At 36.9% G+C, this 19417-nt stretch carries 18 protein-coding genes and 1 pseudogene; 13 read left to right on the top strand and 6 right to left on the bottom strand.

What is annotated here, in order from left to right; genetic code table 11:
* The 5 genes from JEM65_RS07325 to JEM65_RS07305 all read left to right on the top strand — a co-directional run.
* The coding region (locus JEM65_RS07325; protein WP_233530563.1) for a hypothetical protein at nucleotides 1–259 on the top strand (259 nt) is incomplete at its 5' end.
* Nucleotides 260–1066: 807 nt separating this feature from the next.
* Nucleotides 1067–1456: a DUF1016 N-terminal domain-containing protein gene (locus JEM65_RS07320; protein WP_262895235.1), complete on the top strand. Its 390-nt coding sequence runs from the start codon at nucleotides 1067–1069 to the stop codon at nucleotides 1454–1456.
* Between the two features lie 160 nt (nucleotides 1457–1616).
* Nucleotides 1617–3380 (top strand): FAD/NAD(P)-binding protein, encoded by a 1764-nt coding sequence (locus JEM65_RS07315; RefSeq protein ID WP_199598295.1) that lies wholly within the window; start codon nucleotides 1617–1619, stop codon nucleotides 3378–3380.
* A gap of 495 nt (nucleotides 3381–3875) precedes the next feature.
* Nucleotides 3876–4127: a DUF6364 family protein gene (locus JEM65_RS07310; RefSeq protein ID WP_199598294.1), complete on the top strand. Its 252-nt coding sequence runs from the start codon at nucleotides 3876–3878 to the stop codon at nucleotides 4125–4127.
* A complete protein-coding gene (locus JEM65_RS07305; protein WP_199598293.1) occupies nucleotides 4128–4550 on the top strand; it encodes a type II toxin-antitoxin system VapC family toxin in 423 nt (140 codons plus the stop codon).
* A gap of 308 nt (nucleotides 4551–4858) precedes the next feature.
* Here JEM65_RS07305 and JEM65_RS07300 read toward each other — a convergent pair.
* A pseudogene (locus JEM65_RS07300) lies at nucleotides 4859–5023 on the bottom strand (transposase); the annotation flags it as partial.
* Nucleotides 5024–5219: 196 nt separating this feature from the next.
* Here JEM65_RS07300 and JEM65_RS07295 point away from each other — a divergent pair.
* Nucleotides 5220–5858 carry a hypothetical protein gene (locus JEM65_RS07295; RefSeq protein ID WP_199598292.1) on the top strand — a complete coding sequence of 213 codons (639 nt, stop codon included), beginning with the start codon at nucleotides 5220–5222 and terminating at the stop codon, nucleotides 5856–5858.
* Between the two features lie 57 nt (nucleotides 5859–5915).
* Here JEM65_RS07295 and JEM65_RS07290 read toward each other — a convergent pair whose 3' ends face one another.
* Complete coding sequence (locus tag JEM65_RS07290) at nucleotides 5916–6611, bottom strand: aspartyl/asparaginyl beta-hydroxylase domain-containing protein (RefSeq protein ID WP_199598291.1); 696 nt, start codon at nucleotides 6609–6611, stop codon at nucleotides 5916–5918.
* Nucleotides 6612–6747: 136 nt separating this feature from the next.
* Here JEM65_RS07290 and JEM65_RS07285 point away from each other — a divergent pair, with 136 nt between their 5' ends.
* The 4 genes from JEM65_RS07285 (at nucleotide 6748) to JEM65_RS07270 (ending at nucleotide 10526) form a co-directional block, all read left to right on the top strand.
* Nucleotides 6748–6930: a hypothetical protein gene (locus JEM65_RS07285; RefSeq protein ID WP_199598290.1), complete on the top strand. Its 183-nt coding sequence runs from the start codon at nucleotides 6748–6750 to the stop codon at nucleotides 6928–6930.
* 363 nt (nucleotides 6931–7293) lie between these two features.
* Complete coding sequence (locus JEM65_RS07280) at nucleotides 7294–8349, top strand: ATP-grasp domain-containing protein (RefSeq protein WP_307810550.1); 1056 nt, start codon at nucleotides 7294–7296, stop codon at nucleotides 8347–8349.
* A gap of 493 nt (nucleotides 8350–8842) precedes the next feature.
* Nucleotides 8843–9415, top strand: coding sequence for a Crp/Fnr family transcriptional regulator (locus tag JEM65_RS07275; protein WP_199598289.1), 573 nt, complete (start codon nucleotides 8843–8845; stop codon nucleotides 9413–9415).
* 73 nt (nucleotides 9416–9488) lie between these two features.
* Nucleotides 9489–10526: a methyltransferase gene (locus tag JEM65_RS07270; RefSeq protein ID WP_199598288.1), complete on the top strand. Its 1038-nt coding sequence runs from the start codon at nucleotides 9489–9491 to the stop codon at nucleotides 10524–10526.
* A gap of 547 nt (nucleotides 10527–11073) precedes the next feature.
* Here JEM65_RS07270 and JEM65_RS07265 read toward each other — a convergent pair.
* The 4 genes from JEM65_RS07265 to JEM65_RS07250 form a co-directional block, all read right to left on the bottom strand.
* Nucleotides 11074–12219, bottom strand: coding sequence for a Gfo/Idh/MocA family protein (locus JEM65_RS07265; protein WP_199598287.1), 1146 nt, complete (start codon nucleotides 12217–12219; stop codon nucleotides 11074–11076).
* A gap of 142 nt (nucleotides 12220–12361) precedes the next feature.
* Nucleotides 12362–13132 carry a 3-keto-disaccharide hydrolase gene (locus JEM65_RS07260; RefSeq protein WP_199598286.1) on the bottom strand — a complete coding sequence of 257 codons (771 nt, stop codon included), beginning with the start codon at nucleotides 13130–13132 and terminating at the stop codon, nucleotides 12362–12364.
* Nucleotides 13133–13194: 62 nt separating this feature from the next.
* Nucleotides 13195–14709 (bottom strand): Gfo/Idh/MocA family oxidoreductase, encoded by a 1515-nt coding sequence (locus JEM65_RS07255; RefSeq protein WP_199598285.1) that lies wholly within the window; start codon nucleotides 14707–14709, stop codon nucleotides 13195–13197.
* 32 nt (nucleotides 14710–14741) lie between these two features.
* Nucleotides 14742–15713, bottom strand: coding sequence for a sugar phosphate isomerase/epimerase family protein (locus JEM65_RS07250; RefSeq protein WP_199598284.1), 972 nt, complete (start codon nucleotides 15711–15713; stop codon nucleotides 14742–14744).
* A 189-nt stretch (nucleotides 15714–15902) separates the two neighbouring features.
* Between JEM65_RS07250 and JEM65_RS07245 the strand changes: the two genes are divergently transcribed.
* The 3 genes from JEM65_RS07245 (at nucleotide 15903) to JEM65_RS07235 (ending at nucleotide 19290) form a co-directional block, all read left to right on the top strand.
* On the top strand, nucleotides 15903–17594 hold the full coding sequence (locus JEM65_RS07245) for a GMC oxidoreductase (protein WP_199598283.1): 1692 nt from the start codon (nucleotides 15903–15905) through the stop codon (nucleotides 17592–17594).
* Complete coding sequence (locus JEM65_RS07240) at nucleotides 17594–18184, top strand: gluconate 2-dehydrogenase subunit 3 family protein (RefSeq protein ID WP_199598282.1); 591 nt, start codon at nucleotides 17594–17596, stop codon at nucleotides 18182–18184. The genes JEM65_RS07245 and JEM65_RS07240 overlap by 1 nt, the downstream gene beginning before the upstream one ends.
* A gap of 275 nt (nucleotides 18185–18459) precedes the next feature.
* Nucleotides 18460–19290, top strand: coding sequence for a 3-keto-disaccharide hydrolase (locus JEM65_RS07235; protein ID WP_199598281.1), 831 nt, complete (start codon nucleotides 18460–18462; stop codon nucleotides 19288–19290).
* Nucleotides 19291–19417 lie beyond the last annotated feature (127 nt).

The raw sequence follows: 19417 nt of genomic DNA, 5'->3' as shown, positions 1-19417 counted from the left end.
TAATATATTTGAGAATATGGCAACAGTAGATAAAATACGAAACGGATTGATTGACAAAATTCTTTCAATAAGAAACAAAGATTTTTTAGTAGCTCTAGATAAATTAATTTCATCAAGTGAATCAGAATCAGACATTGTTGAACTGACTGATGAACAAAAACTAATGCTGGAAATGAGTGAAAAGGATATCCAAAATGGAAAACTGATTTCACAAGACGCTATGAATAAACGAAATCTTGAATGGCTAAACGCAATATAATTTGGACTAGAACGGCCGATATTCAATTCATAGGAATTCTGGAATATTGGGTTATCAGAAACAAGTCCAATAAATATTCAATCAAGTTACTGAAATTAGTTAGTGATAGAACAAATTAAATCGCTAAGAAGCCTGAATTATACAAAAGAACGGATTTTAAAAATGTACGAATAGCTTCTTTGGGAAACTACAGCATTTATTATAAAACAACTGAAAAAGAAATAATAGTTACTGCATTTTGGGACAACAGACAGGATCCGAAAAAACTACTCAAAGTTTTAATAGAAAAAAATAACGATGCTTAATAACTAAGAAGCATTCGGCTCGCCAATTACTCCCTTCGGTCATGAGTAAGTTGGCCAGAGCAGAATACTGTGTTGGCGCATCCGGGTGATTTGCCGATCTATGGGTAAAAAGTTGGGTTAAGGGAAGGATATTTGGAAGTTGTGCTGTGATTGATTTGGTCAAATCACAACTTAAATCCGAAAAAGATCATACTCATGAAAATGATGAGAAACGGTTATAAATTATTACGAACGATTATCCCTTGAATAAAAAGACACTATTATTTCTAATAGAAAATGTAAAGATAACTCGTAGAGAAGCTACAAACTTGATTGATGTTAAAAGCACAAAAGCTTATGAAATTTTGAATACAATGTTGAAAATAGAACTAATTACTATGTTTAAAAAGGGAAGAAGCAGTTATTACATACTAAAAAACCGCTAATGGACCCTACTAGCCCAGTGTGTCAGGTGTGCTTGAAAGGTTTAAAGATAGAAAACACTATCTGAACTGTTATTTGATTGATTCCGAGATTAGCTGTAAACACCTCTATGAGCTTACTGTACTGGCATATTGGCAAGCGTATCTTTGAAGAAGAGCAGGAGGGAAAAGACAGGGCGGATTATGGGATGTTTCTTATCAAATATCTTTCAGAACAACTGCAACCTGAATTTGGCAGTGGTTTTTCTGTAAGACAAATAAACCTTTATCGCCAGTTTTACCGGACATTTGAGAATGTGCCGACACTGTATGCACAATTGAGCTGGAGCCAGTACAAGTTGTTATTAAGTGTTGATAGCCAAGATAAAAGGGTTTTTTATATTGCCGGGACGATAAAAAATAACTGGACGTTACGCCAATTGGAAAGGCAAATTTACAGCCATTTGTATGAACGTCTTTTGTTGAGCTAAAAAAAGATATTCAAATCCATTCTTCAGTAAACTTCAATAGAAATTCGATCAACAATTTAGTACGAATTTAAAATGGGTTTTTAGTGTTTACATTATTCTCTTTTGAGTTAAAATATATGACCCCCGTCACATATATTTACAACTATCAATTGATTTGAAAATGCACCAATTAAAAAACCTCGCCATTATTGGCAGCGGACCATCGGCAATTTATCTTCTTAAAAATATTTATGCACAAATAGATACCCTAAAGCTCTACATCAAAAAAATCACCATTTTTGAGAAAGAAAAATTATCGGGTATGGGCATGCCTTACCGTCCAATAATGACAGACGTTTATAATCTCGCAAACATTTCATCAGAAGAGATTCCGATGTTGCAAGAATCGTTTTCAGATTGGCTACAAAAACAATCAATTGCCACTCTCAATGAACTTAACGTTGACCATAAAGATATAAACGAAAAGGATGTTTATAGTCGCGTGGCTTTGGGGCACTATTTCCATACTCAATTTGAACAACTTATCGACTTGCTAAAATTGGAAGGCATTCAAATAACCCAACATTGCAATAGTGAAGTTGTAGACATCATACCAGTGGATGACAACTTATTTAGCGTCAAGGACAGCAAACAACGTAACCAAGTCTTTTCTACAGTTATTATTGCAACTGGACATGGTTTTAATGATGCTGACAGACCTACGCAGGGATATTATGCTTCTCCCTGGTCTATCCACAAGATTTTACCAAAGCGGGACGAATTATTCGATTTCTCCATTGGAACGCTAGGTGCGTCATTAAGTGCTTTCGATGTTGTCACATCACTTTCACATCGCCATGGAAAATTCATAACATCAGATAATAAACTCAAATTCATAAAATCTGAGGCTGCACCTCATTTTAAAATTGTCCTTCATTCTGCTGAAGGGTGGTTGCCACATTTACAATATGAGCAGCAAGAACCTATAAGGGAAATTTATCGACATTTTAATCGTGAGCAACTATTGAAGCTCATAGATTCAAATGGTTTTTTACATCTAGAAAATTACTTTGACCAGCTTTGTCGCAAGGCGCTTACCACGGCGTTTGCCAAAGACAAGATGACTGAAATGGGGGAGAATTTACAACATAAAGAATTCAGCTTTAAAGACTTTATTCTGATGATGTCCGAGAAACATGACCATACCAATTCCTTTAAGGGGATGAAAACTGAAATGCTCAAGGCACGACAATCCGTTGAGAAAAATATCCCGATCCATTGGATGGAAACGTTGGATGACCTCATGTATAGCTTAAATTATCACGCCGAACTGTTACCAGCTGAAGATCACCAGTTTTTTCATAAAGAAATCATGGCATTTTTAATGAATGTTATTGCGGCCCTGCCATTACAATCGGCTGAAATTCTCTTAGCACTGTATGATGCCAATTGTATAGAATTAAAAGAGGGATATGTAACTATCGATGAAAAAGATACAGAATCAACAACAACCAAAATCACCTTAAAACCGAAAGATGGTAAAGAAAAACAGCTTGACTATAAACTATTCATTAACTGCGGTGGTGAAAAGAAAATGGAATTGGACGATTTTCCATTTCCAAGCTTAGTAAAGCAAGGAATGGTCAGGAATGCCACTGCAAGATTTCACGCTTCAGAGTCTGCTGAAAAAATGGAATTGTCAGGCATAGATATTGACGGAGCTTACCGTACAATTGACAAAAATGGCAAAGCCAATAATAATTTATACGATATTAATTTCACTCATACTAGTGGTCTGCGTCCATATTCCTACGGTTTGCAAGCTTGTAATGCCACAAGTAAAATATTGGTAGAATCATGGCTGGCGGATACTATTGAATTCACCAAGGAACCTCAGGACATTTCAGAAATGACAAAACTTTACGAGGACACTGACGAATTATAACAACTGTTTTTCAAAATTAAAAAATGAGAATACATATGCTATCTGTGTTTGTACTTTCCTAAATCAGGTTGACTAAAATTTAGCCATTTTTGGTGTTTTCCACCAACAATTTTTCTCTACTCTATAAGCACCAGCTAGGTTTCCGTAGCTTCGGAGCTGACCCAATCAAAGTCTAGTAAAAAAAAACATGGTACTTGGAATTCGTCCTATGAGCTAAGCTTCTTATTGATCATTCCGCTCATAAATGGCAACCTGAAGCGAAAGGATCTTTTAGTTAAAACTTCTTTGTATACAGCTGTTCTCACCCAATAAAAAACGGATAATTGGAACAGAAGTTCCACTTATCCGACAAATAAATGGTGTAAATGTGTATATGTTGTTCCACATATAACGAGTTGGCCACAAGCTAAATTGCACGTGTTAAAATAAAAATATTCACACGTGTTTGAAAATTATTTTGTAACTTTGTGGGCAGTAACTCCTAAACTCATTATTATGAACACAAAGTTGACATTAACAATCGAAAGAGAAATAATTGAAAGAGCAAAAAACTATGCGAAAGGAAAAAATCGGAGTTTGTCAGATATCATCGAAAACTATTTAAAAACACTTACCAAAGAGGAACGAAAAAATAAAAATAAAAAACTTAATCCAGCAGTAGAATCTCTAAAAGGATCATTTAAAATGCCAAAAGATATGGATTATAAAAAAGAGCTTAAAAATCGATTGGAAAAAAAATATATTTAAATGGATAAAGTTCTAATCGATACAGATGTATTACTAGATTTCTTTTTTGATAGAAAACCATTCGCAGAATATTCCGCAGGAATTTTAAATCTTTGCGCAGAAAAGGAAATAAAAGGATATACAACTCCTGTGATAATTTCTAATGTTTACTATTTGCTTAGAAAAACAGCAAAACATGATATTATAGTTGAGAAGATAAAACAACTTCTAAATATAATCGATATTATTAAAATGGATAAAAATGCTGTTTTAGATGCTTTAAACTCTGAATTCAAAGATTTTGAAGATGCATTACAAAATTTTTCCGCAATGCAAAATGGACAAATAAAGATTATTTTAACTAGAAATCTAAAGGATTTTAAAAAGAGTGATTTAGCTATTTTAACACCAGAAACATATTTGAAAGGAAAAGCCAGTGGCTAATAACTATTCGGCTCGCCGCACCTGTCCCGCCTTAGCGGGGTAGGCCAGAGCTGAATACTGTGTTGACGAATCCGGTTGATTTGGCGTTCTATGGATAAAACGTTGGGTTAAGGGAAGGATAATTGGAGGTTGTGCTGTGATCGATTTGGTCCAAATGCATAGAGTTCAATTATTTTCTAACATTCTCCGTGGTTTGTTAGCAGTTTTAATTGACAATCTCTGGTTTTATCAATTAATTTTATAGTTAAGGCATAGCTGGGCCAGTCCGCCTTTGCAGAATATTTTTTAGGTACTCCTATTTAATTTCTCCTTTTCCAGCTGCTGCTCAAAATACCATAATGCCGTATCCTGGTAAATCTCTTGGGCAGTACATGCAGGGCAAAGCGTCTGACAAACTTCCGGCTCGACAAGGTCAAATTGACTTTCTTTCCTGCCCTACGATAATCTTTGGCAGTAAAAGCCACACTTCTGTTTTTGCTGGCAGCATAAAATAAAAAGCGCTTTGATTAAATTGTATCCTAACCTTAAAAGTAATATGTTTGATAGGAACATATAATAAATATAGGCGCAACTTGTTGCGTCTATACATGTGTTAGCCAGAACACTTTATAATATTTCAACATGGGATCTACAATATTCGCTACGGTTGTAATTATAAATTAACTTTAAATGGAGGTAGGGAAAAAAGACTTATTGTATAAAATTAGATGGATTTCTAATATTATCAAGAATGGGCTTTTTTGTCATGGCATACGCAACAGATTGGCCAAAATTGGATTTGATTTTATGCCATATTTTTGGGAAATAGGTTCAATCGATATAGAACCACCTCAAATTAGAGATGATAAATCCAAATATCAATTATCTGTTTTCGGAGTGGAGGAAATAACATTTATTATGAATAATGTCATAGGAATTGACCATAAAGATTTAATGAATGATTTTAAAAATGGTAATACATGTTTAGGTATTAAGTATGAAGAGAAAATCTCAGTTTATTCTTTTATAAATCATCAAAATTTTTCTTTTAGAGGCAGGAAGTTTGTATTAAAACCTTCAGAGAGTTACGTACATAACACCTATACATTCGAAAATTTTAGGGGAAGAAATTTGGCTCCTTATTTACGTTATCAAAGCTATGAATATTTTAAAGGTAAGGGGATTGATAAATACTATAGTATAAGTGAGTATTTTAATAAGCCTACAATAAAATATAAACAGAAGCTAAATGTTAAGCCTCTCAAGTTATACCTAAGCGTAATATTATTTAAAAGATGGGTGTTTAATTTCACTCTAAAATCATATTGATATAATATTTTTTAATCCTGAAAGGAGATCTCTATTAGTCAGATACAAAATAGTTGCTTAGATTTTTTTTCTACTTAAATTTAGCTTTGTGACGTCTTTAAGCACTTTTTTTATACGTACTTTTTTTAATAGAAAATTACCGATAAACCTGTTTATATGTCTTGGAAATAAAGGTAACGGACGTAAAATATCAATAATTAACACCACCCTTTCTTGATTCGACTTGTTAACTACTTCGTGTTCCCAAGTGTCATCAAATAATAGACTTTCTCTCTCTTTCCAATGATAAATTTGGTCTTTTATTCTAATGTAAGGAGGTGAAGTTTTTGGCACTTTAAGCCCTAAATGGTACCTAAGATAACCTCTATATGGACCATGATGTGCAGGTATGGATTTACCCGGCTCTAACACCGAAAAAAAGACTTTATAGATATTGGGGATTCCCTTTAACAAGGCACAAGTCTTAGGGCATAATTCTTTAGCAAGATCTGGTATTTCTCCAGAATAATATAATAGAAACACCTTCCATTTTAAATTAGGTTCAACTCTATTAGAAATTGCATATGCTCTTTGTTCTACTTCATGGTAAGCTGGGATTTCGAAATGTTTATTTACAATTTCAAATTCAGCTTTAACAGTATCAAAATTTTGTTCTATTATAGAGAGCTTAGGAAAACTTGATTTTACATCTAAAATGATAGGCCGATTAAGTCCCCCATCATATTGGCTGATGATGCGATTACCTATTTTCATTATCAAATTGATGCTTATGGCACGAAAATTCATATAAATAACTCTAATGTATATTTTTTTAAAAAAAAGTTGCGTAATCTTATGAAAGCATTAACTCCATAATTATAACAAACAACTTTATCAAATTTACAAAAGAATGTTGACGAGTTGTAGAAAATATTCTCAAGCGAATACTGTGTTGACGCATCCGGTTGGTTTGCCGTCTATGGGTAAAACGTTGGGGCAAGGAAAGGATATTTGGAAGTTGCGCTGTTTTGGGGTGGCCAAATCGTATAGAACGCTCTTGTTTTATTTAGCCATTGTTGGTGCTTTCCACTAATAATTTTTCTCTGCACGAAAAGCATCAACTTGGTTCCCGAACTGGCCAACACACTTCTCCATCGCGTACGCTTCCCATCGCTGCGGGGCTGACAAGTCAAAGTCTAGTAAAAAAACACATGGTACTTTGAATTTGTCCTATGAGCTAAACTTCTTATTGAACATTCCGCTCATAAGTGGCACTGGCGCGAAACGTTCTTTTTTAGATAAAACTTTTTTGAGTACAGCTGTTCTCGCCCAAGTAAAAAACGAATAATTGGAACAGAAGTTCTACTTATCCGGTAAATAAAAGGTGTAAATGTGTATATTGGGGAAGCCTACAGTTCCACATATAACGAGTTAGCAACAAGCTGAAAAAAACATTGTGCAAACAACAGCAATCCTATACCAAGAAAAACTTCCGCCAATTAAAGGAGGAATTCAAAAACCAATGAAACCAGGTGGATATTCCGATAGCGGAGCAGATATCGCTTACGAATTGAAAAAAAATGATATAGGTATAGTTACACCAGTTACGAATCCAGATATTGAAAATGATTTGCATTGGGTATTTCCAGACACAAAAAAAGGAATTCAAAGTGCAATAAAAAAAGGAGCAAACACATTTTGGTTAAATACAGTTTTATACAAAAACCACAAAATAGAAAACTTCTTTGACCGAGATTTTCAATTTATAGGACAATTACCAAGTCAAGTTGATATTTACGATGACAAATATTTCACGAATGAACTTTTAAGAAAAAATAAAATTCCTATTCCTAAAACGAAATTAATTTCAATAGAAAATCTGAACGATTACTCATTGGATATCGATTTTCCGATAGTGGTTAAGCCAATAAGCGGAAGAGGAAGTCAAGGTGTTTCATTGGTCAGAAATCAAAAAGAATTGGACGGCAAACTAAACGAAATATTCTTGAATAACGAATATGGAAATACAGTATATGTCGAACAATTTTTAAGCGGTCAAGAAATAACGGTTACTGTGATGCCATCTGGTAATTATTTGATTGACAATCAAGAAAAGATTTATAAAAATCCTTGGTGTCTTCCTGCTGTAAAAAGATTTAACCACAAAGATGGAATCGCGCCTTATAACGGAATTGTAGCAATAATGAAAAATAGTTCAGTTCTCGAAAATAACGAACTAAATTCAAGAAAAATAATTGAAGTTTACAGACAATGTGAAAAAGCGAGCGAATTGTTAAATATCAAAGCACCAATACGAATAGATTGTCGTGCAGACGAAAAAGGAAATTATTTCTTGTTCGATTTAAATATGAAACCTAATATGACTGGACCATCAAGACCACATAGAGAAACTCAAGATAGTTTGACCTTATTGGCTTCGAGAAAAATAGGCTGGAATTATATAGATTTATTAAGAAATATGATTAGACAATCGTGGAAAGCCTGTTGCTAACAACTAAGAAGTATTTGGCTCGCCGATTACCCCCTTCGGTCATGAGATCGCTTCGCTAAGTTGGCCAGAGCTGAATACTGTGTTGACGCATCCGGTTGATTTGCCGTCTATGGGTAAAACGTTGGGTCAAGGTAAGGATATTTGGAGGTTGCGCTGTTTTTGGGTGGCCAAATGGTATAGAACGCTCTTGTTCTATAACTTGTTAAGTGCTTTGCTTGTGGTATGAATTTACGATTCCTGACTTTTATCGTTTGATTTTAAAGTTAGGGCTAATGCAACCCCCCCAATAAGTTGGGACTGGTATTTTGGATTTCAAATTTTATACATTTGAGAAATGAAATATAAGAAATAGACCTTGCATTCTTTACAGGAATCGGGTACATTTGAGAAGGGCAAACAGAAATAGCATGGGGTGCATAGGTAATATATACGTCACTCTATGTTATATATACACATATTAGCAAACATATAAAACATCATAGAGTAACAACTAATGTACGATAAGCTACTAGATCATATCAGACAAAATGTTCCAGCTACCAGCATTAAGAAGCAAATTATAGAAGAATATTTTACACCAAAGCTTTTTGAGAAAAAAGAACATTTCTTAAAGCAAGGCTACATTTGCAAATTTGCCGGTTTTGTCATTGAAGGTTGTTACAGAAATTACATACTTTCTACTGAAGGGAAAGAAGTGAATACCGGGTTTGGTTTTGAAAATTGGTGGCTTGGTGATGTGAGTAGTTTTGTGAACCAAACGCCTACACTGATTAATACACAATTTCTAGAAGACACTACGCTGCTAACAATTACGGCAAAGAACCATTTAGATTTATTAGAGAAATCTCAGTGCTTTAGAGAATACACGAATAAGTTACGTTCAACAGCAACGACGGCTTCAGTATTAAAACTTTCCGGATTATCTGAATCTGCCAGCACCCGCTATAAAGTATTGCTTGAAAAATATCCAAAAATTCAACAGAGGATTTCACAAAAACAAATAGCATCATTTCTCCAAATCACCCCAGAGGCACTCTGCCGTTTAAGAAAGTCCGAAATTCCATAAAAGTCTTGATGTAGGTCAACGATTTTATGTTCTAAATGAATGTCCTTTGATATTCATTTAAAACAATACGATCATGGAAACATTAACAAAAGTACAAGTAGACCCTTCCAAAATAATGCAAATTGGCATGGGGTTTTTCGCATCTAAAACAATGCTGACTGCAGTAAACATGGGGTTGTTCACACATCTGGCAAAAGCAGATTTAACAGGGCAATCCATCAAAGAAAAATTAGGACTACACCACCGCGGTCTTTATGATTTCTTAGATTCGTTAGTTGCTTTAGGTTTTTTGAAAAGAACAGGAATAAAGGAAACTGCCATCTACAGTAATGCCGAGGATACGGATCTATTTCTCGATAAGAACAAACCAAGCTACATTGGTGGAATGCTTGAAATGGCAAATAATCGTTTATATCCTTTTTGGAATAATCTAGAAGAAGGTCTAAAAACCGGAAAACCTCAAAATGAAACCAAAACAGGTGATGCTCCCATTTTTGAAATAATATATGCGGATCATTTAAGGTTAAAAGAATTTTTAAGTGCCATGGGCGGTATACAAATGGGCAATTTTATGATGTTTTCCAAAATGTTTGATTTTACCGATTACCATACACTTTGTGATGCAGGAGGTGCGGGCGGATATCTTGCCGCACAAGTAGCCATGAATAATCAACATATGCGTTGTATTACATTTGACCTGCCACCGGTAGAACCTGTTGCCAGAGAAAATATTAATATGATGGGATTAAGTAATCGGGTATCTGCACAATCAGGTGATTTTTTAACCGAAGACCTTCCTAAAGCTGATGTCATTACCATGGGAAATGTACTACATGATTGGGGAACAAAAGAAAAGAAAACACTCATCAAAAAAGCATATGATGCGTTACCACAGGGCGGAGCATTGGTCGTTATTGAAAATATTATTGATGATAATAGAAGTAAAAATGCTTTTGGTCTAATGATGTCATTAAATATGAATATAGAAACCCCCGAAGGGTTCGACTTTTCCGCAGCAGATTTTAATGGTTGGGCAAAGGAATGCGGTTTTACACAAACATCCGTAATGTCATTGACTGGGCCATCAAGTGCCGTAATAGCTATAAAGTAAAAACTTTTGCTAATAACTAAGAAGCATTCGTGTGGTCGGTACGACCCAACATGAATGCCGTGTTGACTGAACCGGTGCTGGTCGGATAGCCAGTATGGGGATTGATCGGATTTAAGGTGGATTTTTAGGATTTGGTTTTTCCAGTTTGGGAGTATTTGCATCCCTTACCATTGCAGATTAGAAGTCCAAGATAGGTTTTGTAGTTCCCCTTTCCTGTTTTTCAATTTTTTCACTCAGTTTTCTACTTTTTTGGCCATAGCTGTCCCGTTATACTGAGAGTGCGTTTTTTATATAGGTCGATTTATTTGATTATTGATCTGCTCCCGCCAATGGTCTGTGCTGAACTTCCTTTCCCAAGGGTTAACGGTATATTCTTCCATGAAAAAAAATATGGAATTTTTCAAAATTACACAACATCTTGCAACGGTCATAATCTGCGCCCGATTATCGACAGACACAACAAATATTCTCACATCAGACTTATAGTTTACCAATATCAAATGTTTGTCTGTGTTAAAGAACATCTTTTCACCTTCTAATGCTTCGCTTAATCCAAGCCAACCCAAGCTGCATTGTGTTTGTCACTTTCAACAGCAGCGTGAATAAATTGCACCCCTCTAACACCATCGGACACCGTAGGGTAATCTGGAGTTTCAATTTCTGTTTTTGTCATCAATGCGTTTAAGTGTGTCGCAAAGTTTTTATAGACATTGGCAAACGCTTCTAAATAACCTTCGGGATGACCAGCGGGAATTCGAGACGCAGCTAAAGAAATTGGAGATAGCGAATTCCCGTTTGGAGTGAAAATTATTTTTGGTCGGTCCAACCATCTTGTCGTCAGTTCATTTGGCTTTTCTTGATGCCATTCCAAACTACCTTTCTCTCCATAGACCCTAATAGATAAATTATTTTCTTCTCCTACGGCAATTTGAGATAAAGACATCGTTCCTTTTGCCCCATTTTCCAAGCGTAGCAAAATATTGCCATCATCATCCAGCACACGGCCTTTGCCTAATCTACCTAAATCTGCAGCCAGTTCTTTAATTTGTAATCCTGTAATATACTCTACCAAATTATGGGCGTGGGTACCAATATCTCCCAAAGCTCCGCCAACTCCGGATTTTGAAGGATCTACACGCCAAGAAGCTTGTTTATTGCCTGAATCTTCCACGGCAGTAGCCATCCAGCCTTGTAAATATTGGACTTGTACTTTTCTGATAGGTCCAAGCTCACTATTATCAACCATGGCTTTGGCTTGTTTTACCATTGGACTTCCTGGATAATTATGGGTCAGCGCAAAAAGAAGCCCGGTCGATTTCACTAATTTCTCCAATTCTCTTGCTTCATCCACGGTTAAGGTCATCGGTTTGTCGCACACCACATGAAAACCATTTTCTAAAGCTAATTTTGCAGGCGCAAAGTGCATATGGTTTGGGGTCACAATCGTCACAAAATCGATACGCATATTTTCAGGCAATTCCTTTTCTTTAAGAATCATTTCTTCAAAACTGCCATAACATCTGTCTTCAGGTAATAGAAGCTCTTTTCCCGAAGCTTTTGATTTTTCTGCGGTGCTGCTGAATGCGCCGCATACTAATTCTATCATGCCGTCAAGGGTTGCCGCTTTTCTGTGTACATCACCAATAAAAGAGCCGATGCCTCCGCCGATCATTCCCATCCTTAATTTTCTCATGTTTTTACTGTGATTTTGATAGTTTACTATGATGTTGATAGTTGTTTATAAAGAAATTCCTTGTGCTTTAGAATGGTTTATTCAGAGACACGAGGAATTTCAATTAGAAATGTTGTGCTTAGGTTTTAAAAAAGACCTAAGATTACAATTCTTTAATCTTAATATTTTTAAACCAAACGTCGTCGCCATGATCTTGCAAACCAATATAGCCTTCATTGGCAACTTCTGCCCAATCTTTATTTAGGCTCGGGAATTTACTTCCTGCAACCAATGCGTTCCATTCTGGAGTCCATAAGTGGTACTCCACGACATTGACACCATTTTGTTTATGGACAACAGTGCCATTGTAAACCGTAATTTCCACTTGGTTCCATTCGCCTACAGGTTTTGCATTTTGGGGTTTTGCAGGAATTAAATCATATAATGATCCCGCTTGCCTGTTACCCTCTACACCTAGTTTTGCATCAGGATGCTTATTGTTGTCCAAAACTTGCATCTCAGGTGCCGTTTTCCAGATATAATCAAGGTCTTCCTGTCCTAGATAAAAGATGCCTGAATTACCTCCTTCAGATATTTTCCATTCTAAACTCAAGGTGAAATTTTTGAATTTTTTATCATAGATAATATCGCCACCATCTTTACTACCTGCTTCGCCACGTCCTGATCCTACGCAATGAATTGTACCATCCACTATTTTCCAAGCTTCAGGAAAGTGGTCTTTTTTATAACCTCGCCATCCTTCGGAAGAAGTACCATCAAACAGAACGATCCAATCGTTAGGGTCTTCATTTTCAATCATAGTTTTCTCTTCGGCCTCGGTTGTTTCTTTAACGTTTTCATTCTTTTCCTTACAGCCCGAAATCAGAGGCATTACTAATAAACTAAAAATTACAAGTGCACTTAATTTTTTCATTGCTTTACTGATTTAGATTTATATGTTGCTTTTTAAATTATTTAAATCCTTAATTTTTTTGATTAAGACGGCATTTCTGGTAACGACCAACCCTCTCTATAGGTATGTTTAATAAGTTCCTGGGAATATGCAATCGCATTCATAGGCTCAGTCCAATCTTTATCAAAAGTGGGGTGTCCCTCTTTAATTTTAAAGCCGTCTTTGATGACCGTTCTAATTTCTTCGTTGGCCCCAATATTGGTGAACCTCATGTTTTCTCCATCCCATTCTAAAATCTTATTTAATGCCTGAAGTCTTACCGCAAGTACACCCATGACGACCATTTCATTAAAAGGCCCAGCCTCAGCAAAATCAGACGTTGTAGGTTTTCTGTTTTCCGGATTTTCTTTACATGCACGCACCCAATCCATTTCGTGTGCACCTTTTCTCCAAGACAATCCGAACTCCTCTTCTACACGTCGTTCAGTTTTTGGGGCAGCAATTTTTTTGCCCGACAATAATTCAGGCTCTATACCATAACAGCCCACATGGAGTATGTCTTTTGTGCCATAGAAAAAAGTCCCGCCTCCTTCTTTATTTGGATTTTTTCCTGCTGGCCAATTATCTGGCAACATCGGTTGGATACCTCCATCGTACCAATGGACATCTACTTCGCCTAAATTCATTTTACCTTTTCTACCTGCTCTTTCTGGGAACGTCAATTTCACGGCCTGAGAAACCGGAGCAGAATCACTTAACAATAATGACGAACTCGCCTGAACTTTACTTGGAGATCCTAATTGAAGTCCTTCAAATACAGGATGCAAAACATGACAGGCCATATCGCCCAAGGCGCCCGTACCATAATCCCACCAACCACGCCAGTTCCACGGGTGGTACACTTCATTGTAAGGTCTCATCTTAGCGGGACCTGTAAATAAGTCCCAATCTAAAGTTTGTGGCACCCAATCGCCTCTTTCAGGCGTATTTAATCCTTGTGGCCATATCGGACGGTCTGTAAAAGACTCCACTCTTTTAACATCGCCAATGGCGCCACTCCAGAGTATTTCGCACGTTTTTGCAACGCCTTCACCTGAAGCACCTTGATTGCCCATTTGCGTAGCAACATTGTGTTTCTTTGCCAATTTTGTCAATAACCGCGACTCATAAACGGAATGGGTCAAGGGTTTTTGTAGAAATACATGTTTGCCCATAGTCATGGCATGTGCAGCTATAATGGCGTGGGTATGGTCAGCAGTGGCGATAACAACAGCATCGATGTCTTTGCCCATTTCGTCAAACATCTTACGCCAATCCCAGTATTTTTTCGCATTGGGGAATGTGTTAGCTGCACCACTTGCATATTTCCAATCCACATCACAAAGTGCTACGATGTTCTGTGATGACAGATTTTTAAGGTTAGTTAGTCCCATCCCGCCAACTCCAATTCCTGCAATATTCAACTTGTCGCTTGGCGCCACGTGACCTAGACCACTCACCGCAAATGAAGGTACTATACTAAAAGCCGCAGTTGCCGCCATTGACATGCTTACAAACTTCCTCCTGGAAATTGCATGATCTTTATTAGTTTTGCTCATAATTTGGACTGTTTAAATGCGTTAAGATGTGTTTATTTGGAGAGGTCTTTTCCTATTTTCAATAATAAATCCCGTGTCAATTCAATTCCTTTTTCTTCACTTATTGTGCTTCCTTCAAATTCTACACCCACAAATCCAGTATATCCGGAATCTTTCACAATTTTCAAAAGTCGAGGATAGTCAAGTGTCGTTTCATTACCGGCAGCGTCAAAATCATAAGACTTGGCACTAACCCCCTTAGCATACGGCATCATTTCTTCTACACCTTTATACTTATCATATTCATCAACACATTTGCCGTCCCAATTCCCCGCACCTTCACGTTTCATACAAAAATTCCCAAAATCAGGCAAGGTTCCACAGTTATCCATATCTATATTTTTAATTACCCTAGACAAGAGTTCGGCATTTGAAGAAAAACCTCCGTGGTTTTCAACGATGACATTAATGCCTTTAGATTTACCGTATTCTGCCAATTGTTTCAAACCTAGACTGGCATTTAAAATCCATTCCTCCTCATCTTTAGAACCGAATAAGTTGACACGTATGGAATGACAGCCCAAAAATTGCGCAGCATCTACCCATTTTTTATGATTTTCAACGGCCTGATTTCTTTCTTTCCCATCGGATGCAGCCAAATCACCTTCACCATCTATCATAATCAATACATTTTGAACACCATGAGTATTACTTTTCACTTTTAAAGTATCCAGAAGGGCTTTCATCCCCATAGATTCGATTTTTTTTGTATATAAGCCCGATACGTATTCAACCCCCTCAAAACCCATTTCTTTTGCTTTTTCAGCAAAGTCCAATGGATCCAATTCATTATTTCCAATGGCTCTGTGTAAGGACCATTGTGCTAGTGATAACTTAAAAAACGGTTCCTTGTCCTCAGTCGGAACTTGCTCTTGGTCAGACTTTGTTGTATTTTCTTTACATCCTACGACAAGTGTTGTCACAAGAAAAGATAAAATTAAGGGAAGAAAAATCTTTTTGATCATAATGATTTTGGTTTAATTAGTTCAATCTTAATATTTCTTAAAAAATAGTGGATGATGAAAATACTAAAGTTTCGTCAGAATACTACTAAATTGATTAAGTTTAGACTTTAAAAATATGCAACGCTTAATTAATTATGATTATTCCTTCTATATGAATAGGCGATCATAGGATGAAAATGAAAGTATAATATGGTAAAAGAACATTACGACGCTATAGTCATTGGAACAGGAGTTAGCGGCGGCTGGGCGGCGAAAGAACTATGTGAGGCTGGATTAAAAACCTTAGTTCTCGAAAGAGGACGAATGGTAAACCACGGGGAATATCCTACCATGCACGATGACCCTTGGGACACGGAATTGCGTGGCGGCACCACAATAGAAGAGCAAAAAAGACAAGAAAAACAAGCCAGAACAGGCTACACCACCGCTGCAGAAAGCAAACATTGGTTTGTGGATGATATTAAACATCCTTATAATGAAACCAAGCGTTTCGACTGGATGAGAGGGTACCACGTGGGAGGACGATCTCTAACTTGGGGGCGTCAGAGCTACCGATTAAGCGATTTAGACTTTACGGCCAATATTAAAGATGGCCACGGTGTGGATTGGCCCATCCGTTACAATGATCTCGCCCCATGGTATGATTATGTAGAAAAATATATCGGAGTTAGTGGCGAAGCACTCGGAATTCCGCATTTGCCAGATGGCATTTTTTCTCCGCCAATGGAGTTGAATTGTGTCGAAGAAGAATTTAAAACCAAACTTGCCAGCAACTACGAAGATCGGTTGATGACTATTGGGAGGGTTGCCCATATTACGGGCGATCATGACCATAAAGGCAGGAGTAATTGTCAATTTAGAAATAGATGTATTAGAGGTTGTCCTTACGGCGCCTATTTTAGCAGTAATGCTTCAACATTGCCAGCTGCTGAAGCCACCGGCAACATGACTTTAAGGCCACATTCCATTGTGCATGAAATTATTTATGACAATACACTAAAAAAAGCAACTGGTGTTAAAGTTATCGATACTGAAACTAAGGAAACTTATATTTTTAGTGCGGATATTATCTTTTGTTGTGCTTCTACAATAGCCTCGGCTTCTATATTAATGCAATCCAAATCAGAGCGGTTTCCAAATGGCTTGGGCAATGATTCGGGTGAATTGGGGCACAACATTATGGATCACCATTTAGGGGCAGGTGCCCACGCTAAAGTAGATGGCTACGATGATAAATATTATAAAGGAAGACGCCCGAACGGCGTCTATATTCCACGATTTAGAAATCTGGGGGATAAAGCGACAGAACGAAAAGACTTTGTAAGAGGCTATGGCTATCAAGGTGGTGGCGGCAGATACGGAATCTCGGAGCACGTTGCGGAAATAGGCTATGGCGATAAATTTAAGGAGGCCATTTTAGCACCGGGACCATGGAGTATGGGGATCATGGGTTTTGGAGAATGCTTACCTTATCATGACAACAAAATGACTTTAGATTATGAACAGTTAGATGATTGGGGCTTACCAACGATTACTTTTGATGCTGAATGGAAAGAAAATGAACTGATCATGCGTGAAGACATCAAAAATCAAGCCGCCGAAATGCTGGAAAAGGCAGGTTTTAAGGAGATTACCACCTATGATGTCAGGCATGCACCAGGCATAGGCATTCATGAAATGGGTACCGCACGTATGGGTAGAGACCCAAAAACATCAGTGCTTAATGCCAATAATCAAGTGCATGGCGTGCCTAATGTATATGTCACAGATGGCGCTTGCATGACCTCAGCGGGCTGTCAAAATCCGTCGTTGACTTATATGGCTTTAACGGCCAGAGCAGCACAACATGCAGTCGAACAATTCAAATCAAATAAAGCGTAATGATGAACAGAAGAGACGCACTCAAAAACTTGGGTTTATCTTTAGGATATGTAATTGCAACGCCTACAATTTTAAGTATGCTTCAAAGTTGTACAGCTCAACCCGAAAAGTGGACTCCATTATTTTTTTCAGAAAAACAAGCGTATGTATTACATAATTTAGTAGACCTGATTTTACCAAAAACGAAGGATGCTCCAGGAGCGGTAGATGTTAATGTACCCAAGTTTATTGACCTCTATACCTCCAAAACGGCAACCGACGAAGAAAAAGAAATTTACAGAACGGGATTAGATGCTGTAATTGAAGAATTGGGAATTCCAAACGAGGACCCCATCACTTTAGAAACGAAGAAATTTGATGCCATATTATCAAAATATTTAAGACTCACAAAAGCCGAAAGATTAGCCTATGTCGAACAGGAAAATATAGTTTTTGAGACCTTAATGAAGATACGGGATCAATCGGTTTGGGCCTATAGATCAAGCAAGGAGATTGGCAAGAACGTGTTGGCTTATGATCCAATTCCAGGTCAGCAAAAGGGATGTATTTCTTTAGATAAAGCTACCGGCGGTAAAGCTTGGTCCCTTTAAAATCAAAAGTATCATTCCCCAAGGGTTTTTTGTAGAATTTCGGCATGGTTATCTAATAACCTTTGAGATACGGTTGAAAGATTGACTTAAGATGAAAAGACGTAATAAGAGATTAGACGTTAGATGTTCAATTTATGTGAAAATATAATATTAGAATGAAAAGCTATTGTCCTTTCTCCTACGTCATCTAGTCCTATGTCATTAGTCGTATGTCCCAAACCGGTTTCTGAACAATAACGCATCAGTATTCCATAAAAACACTTTAACTAATCATCATGAACAAAAGAACCAACCAGATTTTAATTGCTTTAGTTGTTTTATTAACCGTTAGCTGCAAATCAAAACCCGAAGCTGAAAATCCTGACGCTAATATTGAAGAAAAAGTTACGGAAAATTGGATATCCTTATTTAATGGTAAGAATTTAGACGGTTGGACCCCTAAAATTAAAGGTTACGATTTTGGCGACAATCTTCATAATACCTTTCGCGTAGAGGATGGTGTCATTAAAGTATCCTATGATGGTTATGATGGCAAGTTCAATGACGCCTTTGGTCATCTTTTTTATAAAACTCCATTTTCCAATTATAGATTAAAAATTCAATACCGTTTTACCGGAGATCAAATTTCGGACGGTGCTGGCTGGGCAACCAGAAATAGTGGCGTCATGATTCATTGTCAAGACCCTAAAGAAATGGCAAAAGACCAAAACTTCCCCTTGAGTATTGAGGTTCAAATGCTGGGCGGAATTACAGAAGGCCAAAGCAGGTCCACGGCAAATTTATGTACACCGGGTACCAACGTAGTCATTGATGGCACGCTAATTACACAGCATTGTACCGAATCAAATTCTGAAACTTATTATGGAGATCAATGGGTCAATTTGGAAGTTGAAGTTTATAGCGATTCTTTAATTATCCATAAAATCGATGATAAAGAAGTGTTGCGGTATTCAAAACCACAATATGGTGGCGCTGATATGAATGAATATAATGCATCCTATAAAGATAGAATAGGCGAAACCATTAAAGGAGGTTATATATCCCTACAAAGCGAGAGTCATCCCACTGAGTTTAGAAATATTGAGTTGTTTGAGTTAATGCCATAAGCGCACAACAGCAAAAATCAAAGATGAGGAATAACAAAACGTTTACCTTTAAATGATTTCTAAAGAAAACCCAGACTTTCATCTGGGTTTTTCAATGATTGTAATTAGTCGACCCTTAAAAAGGGGC

The organism is Gelidibacter salicanalis (assembly GCF_016469035.1).
In the GTDB taxonomy this organism is placed as follows: Bacteria; Bacteroidota; Bacteroidia; order Flavobacteriales; family Flavobacteriaceae; genus Gelidibacter; species Gelidibacter salicanalis_A.
The sequence above is the reverse complement of the archived record's forward strand: the minus strand, read 5'-3'. Positions and strand labels throughout refer to the sequence as shown.